Genomic DNA, 12222 nt, shown 5'->3' on the forward strand with positions numbered 1-12222 from the left:
TTGGTTCTAACATCCAACTATCATTCATTATGGATGTCTCCCCCGAAATCTGGATAGAAAAATACCGGCCCAAAAATCTCGCCGAAGTCGTCGGGCAGCAGGACGTCGTCGAACGGCTCCGCTCCTATGTCGCGACCCGGGCCCTTCCGCATCTCCTCTTCACCGGATCGGCAGGCGTCGGAAAAACCACATGCGCCGTTGCCTTGGCCCGTGAAATGTTCGGCGACACCTGGAACATGAACTTCCGCGAACTCAACGCCTCCGATGAACGCGGGATCGATGTGGTCAGAAACCAGATCAAACAGTTCGCACGGACCGCTCCCCTCGGGGAAGCAACATTCAAGATCCTCTTCTTAGACGAAGCGGACGCTTTGACGCAGGATGCCCAGGCCGCCCTTCGCCGGACCATGGAAAACTACGCCGAGACCTGCCGGTTCATCCTTTCCTGCAACTACTCATCGAAAATCATCGACCCGATCCAGTCCCGGTGTGCGATCTACCGGTTCCGTCCCCTCACCGATGACGCGATCTGTCAGGAAATGGCCCGCATCGCAGAAAAAGAGGGGATCACCATCGACGAAGGAGCCTGCGCCGCTCTCACCTACGTATCGCTCGGAGACATGAGAAAAGCGATCAACGCCCTGCAGGGGGCCGCCATCGTCTCGGACCATGTCACCGCCGAAAACATCTACGCCATCACCTCGAATGCAAAACCCGACGAGATCACTGCTCTTCTTTCCCTCTGTCTGGAAGGCGACTTTGAGACCGCGGAGAGGATGCTCCATACCCTCATGTATGAAAAGGGGATCGCGCCGAATGAACTCCTAAACCAGCTCTACCGGGAGATCTCCCGTTCCGAGACCCTCGACCGCCGGCTCAAAGTCGATCTCATCGACCACCTCGGCGAAGCAGACTTCCGCATGAGCGAAGGGGCCGACGCCGACATCCAGATGGACGCCCTGCTTGCACGGTTCGTCCGTTCAGGAATGAACTAAAAAATCTAAAACCCGCTTCTCTCGAGCTCGTCCCCGATCCTCGCAAGAAGCAGTTTGTCCCCATCCATTTTTGCCAGATCCTCTGCTGCCGACAGATACTTCACCGCCAGTTCCACCTCCCCCTCCTCAAGCCGGATCAGACCCCGGCCGAGGTAGGCAAGTGCAGACCAGTGGGGATCCTTTTGCTCTGCAGATCTGAGGATCTCGGCAAAATCCTCCTCTGCTTTCCCCAGATCGCCCGTCTCCAGATACAGCTCCGCACGGTTGTATCTGACAGGACAGGCTGAAGGCTGGCGGACGAGAGCAGAAGTATAATCGGCTATCGCCTTATCTCTGGCGCCGGTTTCCTGAAAACAGACCCCGCGGTAATAATAATAGTTCGCATTCTCCGGGCTTTCCTGCAGCGCGTGCGTAAAGCACCCCGCCGCTCCGGCAAAATCCCGGGCCGCAAACAACACAAGACCCTCTTTGAACATCCCGTCTCCGCGGCTCATTTCTTCCAGCCGGAAAGCACCCCGGCAGTGATCCGCCGGACAAACGGATTTTCATCATCCAGCAGCGGCGAGACGACCGGCAGAAGATCGCCGGTTCCGCAGCGTCCAAGTGACTTGACCGCCATATACCGGACATGATCCTTTTCATCGCAAAGGAGCGGGGTAAGAAGAGGGACGCCCGCCGGCTCGGCAGTGAATCCGATGATCTCGGCCGCACGATACCGAAGCCGCCACTCGGGATCAGCCAGAAGCGGGCGGATCGCGTCGATGGCCGCCGGACCCAGGGCCCCGAGGTTTTCTGCGGCAAGCTGACGTTCCTCTTTCTTTGCCGAATGAAGAAGCGCGAGGTACGCCGATAGTGCAGATGTCATAGTTAGATTGTACTAATCATATCATATTTCATACTTTCGATTTTTATCATATGAATGAGTTTGGCTTGCCAAACTTAATATTACGATTGCGAACATTTAGTCATACTAATTTATGTGTGTGAATAACCTATCAAAACGTATGAGTGTGAAAGGTCTCTTACTGGTCGGTCATGGAAGCAGACTCCAGTACAACAAGGAGCTGATAACAACGACCGCCGAGATGATGAAAGAGCACGGCGGTGACTATCTGATCAGATCCTGTTTTCTTGAATACAGCAATCCGACCGTTGCCGAAGGTCTGGATCTTATGCGAAGCGAGGATCTGGAGATCCTCATCGTCGTCCCGCTTTTCCTTGCAAAAGGGATCCATATCCTGCGTGACATCCCAAAGATCCTCGGGCTTGAAGCCGGAAAAAAACGCGGGACCTTCACGCTTGCTGACGGCCGCGTGATCCCCCTCGTCTATGCCGAGCCAATCGGGATCGATCCGCTGCTCGCAGAACTGATGCTCAAGAATGCGGCCAATGCCCTCACTCTTCCGGAGGATGCATGAAGGTCCTCGTTCTCGACACGATCCACGGCGGAACGATCCTTGCCGAAGCTCTTCTTCGAAACGGCGACGATGTGGACGCGTTGGATGTTTACCGGGGTGTCGGTCTCACGCCCGAAGAGGCCGCTTCCCGACAGTATGATCTGGTCACCTCCCCGGTCCATCTCGATCCGGCATATCCTCTCCTCAATACAAAAACCCCGGTCATCTCCCACCATGAAATGACCCGCCGCCTCGCCGGTCCTCTGCCGAAAACAGTCATCGAAGTGACCGGTGCACGGGGAAAAACCACCGTGTCATTTGCGATCGCGTCACTTTTCACGACAAAAGGCGTGCTTCACACGAGCCGCGGCACCTATGTGTATCCGGACGGGACCATGCTTTGGAAAAAGAGCATCACGCCCGCATCCGTCCTTCTCGCCGCTGGAGGCGCGAAGACGCATCATGCGGAATGGCTCGTTGCCGAAGTCTCCGCAGGCGTTACCGGGATAGGAACACTCGGCGTTCTGACATCCCCGGACGATTATCCTATCGCCGCAGGAAAGAAGAGCGCCCTTGCCGCAAAACTTGAGTCGCTTGCAAAATGCACAACCGTTCTCGTCCCAAAGGGCGTCCCGCTGAAAGCCGGCTGGCATGTCATCGACGATCTCGTATCCGTCGAAGGCGATGTCCTTTCCTGGAACGGCGGATCGTTCAGAAATCCGCTCCTTACGCTCGCCGGATACCGCGAACCGCTCAAATGCGCCGCGGCCGCCGGTCTTCTGCTCGGCCTGGACCCCGGCAGGCTTGCGGGATTTGCCGCGATCGAAGGACGTATGCAGTATTATATTGAAGACGGCGTGCCGTTCCTCGACAACGCAAACAGCGGAACGACAAAGGCGACCACCCTTGCCGCGGCCGCCTACCTTAGGAACCTTGTTCCGGACAAAGAGATCGTTCTCGTGATCGGTGAGGAACATAAGGCCGTCTGTGAGGGATTTTTGGATGACGCTATCCGTCAGACGATCGAAGACATCTCCCCGGTCCAGACGATCGCCGTGAGCAAAACAGGCGGCCTGAACTTCGCGGACGCCAGGGTCCGGGCTCTTTCGCTTGCAAAAGAACACAACGCGGCTGTCCTCCTCGCCGTAAAAACCTGGAGATAACAATGCGTTACGTTCAGCCGCGTCCAAGCTCCATTGTTGCAGCCCTGTACACCCTTCGGGATCTGAATGTCGATCTCGCGATCCTTCACGGCCCGTCCGGCTGTTCATTCAAACACGCCCGACTCCTGGAGGAGGACGGGATCCGCGTTCTGACGACCTCGCTTGGGGACGAGGAGTTCATCTTCGGCGGGCAGAACATCCTCGAAGATGTTCTCCGGTATGCGGAAAAGGAGTTTTCTCCCCGCCGGATCGCCGTTGTCGGGACATGCGTTTCGATGATCATCGGCGAGGATCTCGATGCCGCGATCGAAGCATCCGGCATCACGACCCCCGCGATAGGCGTCTCGATCCATGCAGGATTTCGCGAGAACATCGCCGGGGTCATCGCCGCGCTCGAGCCGGCGGCAAAAGCCGGCTGGATCTCCGAGGAGGAACTCGAACGGCAGAGAGGCGTCCTTGCCTCCGCGAACCAGACCGAACGGGACCGGGGAGCTGCCTGCAAAACCTACATCGCCCCGTCACGCGGCGATCTGAAACATGTTGCCGCCGCAAAACTCGCCGAGCTGCTTCGTTCCGGGAAAAAAGGCATGGCGATCATGAACGCAAAGAAGGAGACGGCGTATATGTTCGCCGACCATCTCTGCGCCGTGTATGAATGTGCGCCGGAAGCGAACGTTACCTTTGTCGCAAACCTCGAAGCCCGCGGTCTGCCGAAAGTCAGAGGGGACGCCGCGATGATCCTTGCGGAGCTGCGTGCCCGCGGGATCGATCCGGAACTCATCGGATCTCTGGACGAGTACGGCGGAAACGGCCCGCGGATCGCGGAAAGGATCGCTGAGGTGAAACCCGAGTTCATTCTTCTCGTCGGGGTCCCGCACGCAGTTTCGCCCGCCGCCCTCGCCGGGATCACAGTATTCTCCGTTACGAACGGGCCGCGTCAGGTCCTCCCATTAAAAGAGCAGGGACATGCCCATGTCATGGTCGAGGTTGATCTCCATCCAAAGACCCTCGGCGTCCACAATATCGTTGAAAGCGAGTTCGGAGCCGTCTTAAGGAGCATGTGATGAAGTCGCTTCTGATCTCGGGAGACCGTTCGGGCGCCGGAAAAACCAGCATCACGCTCGGTCTTGCCGGCCTTCTTGCAAAGGACGCGGTCGTTCAGACCTACAAGGTCGCGATGGACTACATCGACACCTCCTATCTTTCAGGTGTCACGGGCAGACCGTCCTACAATCTGGACACCTTCGTCCAGACCGATGAGGAACTCTCCGGTCTTTTTTCCTACGGGGCGAAAGGTGCGGACATCGGGATCGTTGAAGGGGTCCGCGGACTCTACGAGGGTCGCGACTCGTTCACTGATGTCGGCAGTACCGCGGCGATCGCGAAACGATTTTCCCTCCCGACGATCCTCGTGGTCGATGCCCGAAGCATCACCAGGTCTGCGGCCGCTCTCGTGAAGGGGTTCCAGGCGTTCGACCCGGAAGTCCGGATCAAAGGCGTGATCCTCAATAACACCGGCGGCGGACATCACGTGACCAAGGCGACCGAGGCGATAGAATATTACTGCGGGATCCCCGTTCTCGGCGCAGTCCCCCGAAGCCCGGATATGGATCTTTCCATGCGGCATCTCGGCCTCGTTCCGTTCGTGGAAGGGATGCGGGACCCGGGTTTTGCCAAAACGATCGAAGGGATCATCCGGCATGTCGGCGCCCACGTGGATCTCGAAGCGGTCAAAGCCCTCGCGGAAGATGTGACGCCGGAGCCTAATCAGGTCACCGGATCGCTTGCCTCCCGGCCGGCGGCATCGCGAAGGATCGCGGTCGCCTTTGACGAGGCGTTCACCTTTTACTACGGCGAACTGGAAGCAGTTTTACAGAGTCAGGGCTGTGAGGTCACAAAATTCAGCCCGCTCCATGACACCCTGCCGGATGCTGACGGGTATATTTTCGGCGGAGGCTACCCGGAAATGTTTGCTGAGGAGCTTTCGAGAAACACCGCGATGCGGGAGGCGGTCCTTGCAAAAGCAAAGGCGGGGATCCCGATCTATGCGGAGTGCGGCGGTCTGATGTACCTCACCCGGTCGATCACCCTGAAAAAAGGCTGGCTGGGAAGGGAAGACGACGCAGTCTATCCGATGTGCGGGGTCTTTGCCGGCGACACCGTGATGCCTGCCGGAAAGACCCTTCGATATGTGGAAGGATCCGCCGTCCTTGCCGGAAAAACGTATCCGTTCAAGGGACACGAGTTCCATTACAGCGGGGTTGTTATGGATCCGGGCACGCAGTTCGCCTACACGCTCTCGCGGGGAACCGGCATAATCGACGGAAAAGACGGAGTCGTTTTCAACAATACTCTCGGCTCCTACACTCATCTGATGCCTGTCTCGGCGAAAGGCATCCTGGCGGAGATCTTCTCTGCAGAGCGTGGAAAACAGTACATTAAAGCGGATTCCCCGCAGACGTTATAGTATGATCCCGCTGTTCCTCGATCTGTCAGAATCCCGTGTCCTCGTGTTCGGCGCGGGTGAGGTTGGAGTCCGGAAAGCCCGCCATTTCACGTCGGCCGCGAGGATGACCATCGTTGCCGAAGAAATTTCGCCCGAGATCTTCTCCTTTTCCAATGCCTCCATCAAGCAGCTCGCGATTTCGGATATGGAACCCGAGGATCTCGAGAAACTGATCGGCCGCCACGACATCGTCATTGCCGCCCTTTCGGATGAAAAAGAGAACAAGCGGCTCTGTGCCATCGCAAAAGCAGCCGGAAAGTTATACAACAATGCGACAGGAGAAGGAAACATCCGGATCCCGTCCGTTGTTTCCGGGGCCGAGTATCAGATCGCCGTCACGACCGAAAAAGCGGCCCCTGTCGTCCCGGCCTTCATCAGGACCTATCTGCAGGCGCATCTTCCGTGGCTCGACAATATGATCCTCCTGCAAAACACGCTCCGTGAAGAGCTGAAAACGATCGTTCCCGATCAGGCACGGAGGGCAGAGATCCTCCGGGCCGTGATCGATGATGCGGAGATACAGAATGCCTGCGTATCAGGCGTTCCGTCGACTGAAATCTGTAAAAAATATCTATGAGCCGGACACTTCTTACCGAAATCGCGGTGGCGACCGCAGATCACAGCAAATACCGCGAGGATGTCCTCGGCCTTTTCAGGTTCAAGGATGAAGCCGCCTTTTTTGAAAAAGCCGCCAGGATCTTTCCCGGAGCGGTCCTTCTTGAGACCTGCAACAGGGTCGAGATCCTCGTGCACGGGAGTGCCAAGCAGCTCCGGGACTTCCTGCACGGAGAAAACCGGTTCGGGTTCGAGATTCTCGAAGGCGAAGCCGCCCTCATGCATCTTCTGGAACTTGCCGCCGGCACGAAGTCGATGATCATCGGCGAGGATCAGATCCTCGGACAGATGCGGCGTTCGCTTTTACTTGCCGAGTCGCACAATACAAATGACGTCATCACCGACGTCTGTCTGAACACCGCGATCCGGGAAGGCGTGTCGATTAGGCAGAAGACCTCCATCAACAAAGGGGCGGTATCTATAGGATCGGCCGCGGTTCTGCTCGCCGAGGAGCTGATGGGCGATCTCGACGGAAAAAACATCCTGGTCGTCGGTGGCGGCGAGATGGGGACCCTGGTCGCCCGCGCCCTCTGCGAGAAAAATCTCCGGGCGATCTATGTCACGAACCGGTCCTTTGACCGGGCTGTCCTTCTCGCAGAGGAGATCAAAGGACGGGCGATGCGGCTCGATCAGCTCTATCCGTGCATCGCTCTTTCAGACGTCGTCATCTCCTGCACGGGAGCTCCGCACCTGATCATCCATGCGGACGAACTTGCCGAGACGATGAATGAACGGTTCTGGCCGCTCGATCCCGAGCCCAGGCATCTTCTTCTGATCGACATCGCCCAGCCGCGGGACATCGACGATGCCTGCCGGGACGTTCCGGGCGTCTCGCTGAAAACACTCGACGATCTGAAAACCATCTCGGAAAAGAATCTCGCCGCACGCAAAACCGAGTGCGAGCATGCGGACGTTCTTGCCAAAGCAGCTCTCCCGGAGTTCATCAAGGCCTTCAACCGTGCGGCTTCCGGCGATCTGACGAAGACCCTTTACACATGGGCCGAGGAGATCCGTCAGCGGGAAAAGAACAAAGCGCTTTCCCGCCTTAGGGACGCCGATCCCTATCTTGAATCGGTGATCGACGACCTGACGAGCGCTCTAACGAAAAAACTGCTCGAGGATGCGGCGAAAAGCATCCGGGCGAGCGCAGAATGTACCGACACACAGACCGCAGAAAATCTCCTCAAAGCAATAATTTCAGGTGAAGTATCATGTATCCGCAGATCAGAATGAGAAGACTCCGGCAGAATATCCTTCAGCCGATGTTTAAGGAAACGAGACTCGTAAAAGATGAACTGATCATGCCGCTCTTTTTCGACGAGAACGCGGTAAAGCCGGTTCCGATCGCCTCCATGCCCGGTCAGTTCCGCTATCCCCTCTCCTGTGCCGAAGAGGTCGCAGAGGAGATGAAGGCCGCAGGTATCCGCGCTGTTCTTCTGTTCGGGATCCCGAAATGCAAAGACACCGAAGCGTCGGGCGCATTTGCCGAAAACGGCGTCGTTCAGGAAGCAACCAAACGGATCAAAGCCGCCGTGCCCGATTTGGTCGTCATCACCGACACCTGCGCCTGTGAGTACACCTCGCACGGACACTGCGGGATCCTCTGCGGAAAAGAGCTCGACAACGATGCCTCGCTCCTTTTGATGGAGAAGATCGCGGTCAGTCAGGCGGCTGCCGGAGCAGATATGATCGCTCCGTCATGCATGCTGGACGGGCAGGTACTCGCGATCCGCGAAGCACTGGACGAGGCGGGTTTTTCAAACACCCCGATCATGTCCTACTCGACCAAATTCGCGTCCGCCCTCTACGGTCCGTTCCGCGAAGCCGCCGACTCGGGATTCTCGTTTGGAGACCGGACAAGTTATCAGATGAGCCCGGCAAACCGCAGGGAAGCGATCCGCGAATCCTATCTGGATGAGGTGGAGGGAGCGGATATCCTGATGGTGAAACCCGCAGGATTCTATCTCGACATCCTGCGGGATGTGCGGGAGTCGACCGATCTGCCGGTCGCGGCCTATCAGGTATCAGGCGAGTATGCGATGATCAAAGCTGCAGGCCAGAACGGCTGGATCGATGAAAAGAAGATCATGATGGAGTCGCTTCTTGCGATCAAACGGGCAGGGGCCGACTTGATCATCACCTATTTTGCAAAAGAGGCCGCGGAGATGCTGCCATGAAAAGTGAAGAGTTATTTACCACAGCAAAGACCTGCCTTCCGGGCGGGGTCTCTAGTCCGGTGCGTGCGATAAAACCCTATCCGTTTTATGTGAAATCTGCGAGCGGAGCAGTCCTCAAAACAGAAGACGGGGCTTCGCTTATTGACTGCTGCATGGGATACGGCCCCCTGCTTCTCGGTCACGCGAATCCTGTGATCCAAAAGGCGATCGAGGCACAGCTCGACGCCGGGTGGCTCTACGGCACGCCGACAAAGCTCGAGATCGATCTTGCGCAAAGGATCATCCGGGATCACGACTCGATCGAGATGCTCAGATGCGTCTCGACCGGTCTCGAGGCCACGCTTGCCGCGATCCGGCTTGCCCGCGGCTTTACCGGGAAATGCGGGATCGTGAAGCTCGAAGGCGGGTTCCACGGAGCCCATGACGCGGTGTTGATCGCCGCAGGAAGCGGGGCGACCACGCACGGAACGCCGGATTCGCTTGGCGTCCCCCCGTCGTTTGCGGCCCAGACGCGTCAGGTTCCGTATAACGACACGGAAGCGCTCGAAGAGCTGCTTTCAAAGGACAAAGAGATCGCCGCATTCATCCTCGAACCGGTGATGGGAAACATCGGCCCGATCCTCCCGGACGACGGCTATCTTGCCGCGGTCCGCGAGATCACAGCGGCCCATGATGTTCTTCTCATCTTCGACGAGGTCATCACCGGATACCGGCTCGGTATCGGCGGAGCGCAGAAAAAATACGGCATCAAACCCGACCTCACCACGCTTGGCAAGATCACCGGCGGGGGTCTCCCGATCGGCGTGTTCGGCGGCAGACGGGACATCATGGAACTTATTTCCCCGTCGGGCGGCGTCTACAATGCCGGAACCTTCAACGGAAATCCCCTTTCGATGGCTGCGGGCATAGCGACAAACGTCTACCTCCACGAAAATGAGAGCCTCTACGGGAAACTCGACGAAAAGACCCGGGCGATCGAAGAGTCGCTGCCGGCGAATGCCTCCGGCTCGTTTGTGAGACTTGGATCACTCTTCAAGTACTTCTTCAGAAGCACGGCTCCGCAGAATTATCTTGAGGCAAAGCAGTCGGACACCGCCGCTTTCCGCGTCTTCTTCGAGAAAGCGCTCAAAGACGGTGTGTTCATCCCGCCTTCGCAGTTTGAGACCAACTTCCTCTCGACCGCCCACGACGCATCCTCGATGGAAAAAATCATCTCGGTATATCAGCATGTCTAAAATACGGATCGGCACAAGGGGCAGCAAACTCGCTCTTGCCCAGACAGAAAAAGTCATCGGTCTTCTTGCAGAGAACGGCATCGAAGCAGAGTATGTTATCATCAAAACGACCGGTGACAAGGTCACGGACCGCGGTCTTCATCAGATCGGCGGGTTCGGGATGTTCGTGCGGGAACTCGACAATGCGATCCTCCGCGGCGAGATCGACTGCGCTGTCCACAGTATGAAGGACATCCCCGCCGAACGGCCCAAAGGTCTTCTCACGATCGCCGTTTTGAAACGTGATCCGCCGTATGATTATCTGGTGATGAACGGGACGATGGAGGATCTGCTGGTGATCGGGACCTCGAGTCTGCGCAGAAAAGCCCAGCTCCTCAGATATTATGCCAACTGCTCAGGGATCCGGGTCGAGATGCTGCGGGGAAATCTGGATACGCGGCTTGCAAAACTGGACGACGGGCTGTATGACGGGATCGTGGTCGCTGAGGCGGGCCTTAAGCGGCTCGATTATAAGCGAAACGGGATCAGGATGCCGGCCGATATGTTCGTTCCGGCGCCAAATCAGGGGACGGTGGCGGTCGTCAGCCGGGACACGCCCGAACTTCGGGCGGCATTTGCTCCCCTGAACGATCCGCAGTCGGCTCTGGACTGCGCGATCGAGCGGATCGTGATGGAAGAGGTCGGCGGCGGATGCTTTACCCCGATGGGGATCTTCTGCGAAAACCAGCACCTGACCGCGGAGGTGCTTTCGCTCGACGGGACCCGTGCCGAGCGGATCACTGCGGATGTGATGGATCTGGAGGGAGCGAAAATAGCCGGGATCAAGCTTCGGACCGTTGCCGCCGAACTGATCGCCGAGGCGAAGCTCGCTCTCGGAGAATCTGCCGGAGAGGCAAAAAAACCCGGGAAGGTGTATCTCGTGGGATCAGGTCCGGGGGGCCTTGGTCTTCTGACGTTCCGTGCCCGCGAGGTGATCGATTCCGCGGATGTGATCATGTATGATCAGCTGCCGGGTGACGAGATCATCGCCTCTCTGCCGGAACGTGCGGAGAAGATCGATGTCGGAAAATACGGCGGTCATCACACGATGAAGCAGGAGGATATCGAGAAGCTGCTCGTCGAAAAAGCCCAGGCAGGAGGGATCATCGTCCGGCTGAAGGGCGGAGATCCGTTTTTGTTCGGCCGCGGCGGCGAGGAGATGGAAGTCCTCCGCGAGCACAACATCCCCTGCGAAGCGATCCCCGGGGTCACGAGCGGGATCGCGGTTCCTGAATGTGTGGGGATCCCGGTCACCCACCGGGATTTTGCAAGCCAGGTGACCTTTGTCACGGGCCATGAGAATCCGGAAAAGGAGGTCTCGTCGATCGACTGGAAGTGGCTGGCCGGAAGTCCCGGGACGATCGTGATCTACATGGGCGTGAAAAATCTCGGCAGGATCGCGGAACTCTTGATCGAAAACGGGAGAGATCCGCAGACGAAGATCGCGGTGATCGAACGGGGATTCCGTCCTGATCAGCGGGTGACCTGCGCAACGCTTGAGAATATCGGCGAGGTCGGAGCTCGTGTTGGACTGAAACCTCCGGCGATCATCGTGATCGGCGAAGTGGTCGGGCTGTATAAGGAATAGGAGTTACGCTGTGTTTGGGTCGATCCGATTCAAGCGAGGGTCGAAGACCCGAGTCGGAGAGCAAACCGAAGGTTTGTGAACAAGCGAGGGCCGTAGACCCGAGTCGGAGAGCAAACCGAAGGTTTGTGAACAGGCTCGCCCTCAGCGGAGGCGGGGACCTTTAGGTTCCTCAGCTGAGCAAGTCGATAGACTTGCGAGCAAATCTTTGATTTGCGATTAGGACCGCCGAGTTCAAGTGAGGATAAGCAAATCCGATTATCTCGCCCGAAGGGCGGATTCAAGCGAGGGCTGTAAGCCCGAAGCGGAGAGCAAATCTTTGATTTGCGGTTCGCGGTTGGTTTTATCTCAGGTATCCATATCCAGCTATACTCTTTCCGAATTGGATTGTGATTAACACCGCGTAACTCCTATTGTAATATATTTCAGGTTGACATCGAAGATATCTCTGAGGAATATCTTTTTCAGACTCTATATCTCTCTTTGCAGACTTGAGTCTCTCTTAATTCT

General features: G+C 57.3%; 12 protein-coding genes. 10 read left to right on the top strand and 2 right to left on the bottom strand.

Features of this window, described 5'->3' with window-relative positions:
* Positions 1–29 precede the first annotated feature (29 nt).
* Positions 30–995, top strand: coding sequence for a replication factor C small subunit (locus H575_RS08545; protein ID WP_042700834.1), 966 nt, complete (start codon positions 30–32; stop codon positions 993–995).
* Positions 996–1000: 5 nt separating this feature from the next.
* Here the strand turns inward: H575_RS08545 and H575_RS08550 are convergent, their stop codons facing one another.
* Positions 1001–1489 carry a tetratricopeptide repeat protein gene (locus H575_RS08550; RefSeq protein ID WP_042700836.1) on the bottom strand — a complete coding sequence of 163 codons (489 nt, stop codon included), beginning with the start codon at positions 1487–1489 and terminating at the stop codon, positions 1001–1003.
* Entirely contained in the window at positions 1486–1860 is a 375-nt protein-coding gene (locus H575_RS08555; protein ID WP_052320050.1) for a HEAT repeat domain-containing protein, read from the bottom strand. Before H575_RS08555 ends, H575_RS08550 begins: the two co-directional genes overlap by 4 nt.
* 139 nt (positions 1861–1999) lie before the next feature.
* Between H575_RS08555 and cfbA the strand changes: the two genes are divergently transcribed.
* From cfbA to cobA, 9 genes are read left to right on the top strand one after another with little or no spacing between them, the layout of a single operon-like run.
* Positions 2000–2413, top strand: coding sequence for a sirohydrochlorin nickelochelatase (gene cfbA / locus H575_RS08560; RefSeq protein ID WP_042700839.1), 414 nt, complete (start codon positions 2000–2002; stop codon positions 2411–2413).
* A complete protein-coding gene (gene cfbE, locus H575_RS08565) occupies positions 2410–3555 on the top strand; it encodes a coenzyme F430 synthase (protein ID WP_042700842.1) in 1146 nt (381 codons plus the stop codon). Before cfbA ends, cfbE begins: the two co-directional genes overlap by 4 nt.
* A 2-nt stretch (positions 3556–3557) precedes the next feature.
* Positions 3558–4619, top strand: coding sequence for a Ni-sirohydrochlorin a,c-diamide reductive cyclase catalytic subunit (gene cfbD, locus H575_RS08570; RefSeq protein WP_042700845.1), 1062 nt, complete (start codon positions 3558–3560; stop codon positions 4617–4619).
* Positions 4619–6022: a Ni-sirohydrochlorin a,c-diamide synthase gene (cfbB, locus tag H575_RS08575; RefSeq protein WP_042700848.1), complete on the top strand. Its 1404-nt coding sequence runs from the start codon at positions 4619–4621 to the stop codon at positions 6020–6022. The genes cfbD and cfbB overlap by 1 nt, the downstream gene beginning before the upstream one ends.
* Before the next feature lies 1 nt (position 6023).
* Positions 6024–6638, top strand: a complete 615-nt coding sequence (locus H575_RS08580; RefSeq protein ID WP_052320051.1) for a precorrin-2 dehydrogenase/sirohydrochlorin ferrochelatase family protein — start codon at positions 6024–6026, stop codon at positions 6636–6638.
* Positions 6635–7909: a glutamyl-tRNA reductase gene (hemA, locus tag H575_RS08585; protein ID WP_042700851.1), complete on the top strand. Its 1275-nt coding sequence runs from the start codon at positions 6635–6637 to the stop codon at positions 7907–7909. Before H575_RS08580 ends, hemA begins: the two co-directional genes overlap by 4 nt.
* Positions 7888–8853 (top strand): porphobilinogen synthase, encoded by a 966-nt coding sequence (gene hemB, locus H575_RS08590; protein WP_042700854.1) that lies wholly within the window; start codon positions 7888–7890, stop codon positions 8851–8853. Before hemA ends, hemB begins: the two co-directional genes overlap by 22 nt.
* On the top strand, positions 8850–10088 hold the full coding sequence (hemL, locus tag H575_RS08595; protein ID WP_042700856.1) for a glutamate-1-semialdehyde 2,1-aminomutase: 1239 nt from the start codon (positions 8850–8852) through the stop codon (positions 10086–10088). The genes hemB and hemL overlap by 4 nt, the downstream gene beginning before the upstream one ends.
* Positions 10081–11715 carry a uroporphyrinogen-III C-methyltransferase gene (gene cobA / locus H575_RS09670; protein WP_342664219.1) on the top strand — a complete coding sequence of 545 codons (1635 nt, stop codon included), beginning with the start codon at positions 10081–10083 and terminating at the stop codon, positions 11713–11715. The genes hemL and cobA overlap by 8 nt, the downstream gene beginning before the upstream one ends.
* Positions 11716–12222 lie beyond the last annotated feature (507 nt).

This window comes from Methanocorpusculum bavaricum DSM 4179 (assembly GCF_000430905.1).
GTDB lineage: Archaea > Halobacteriota > Methanomicrobia > Methanomicrobiales > Methanocorpusculaceae > Methanocorpusculum > Methanocorpusculum parvum.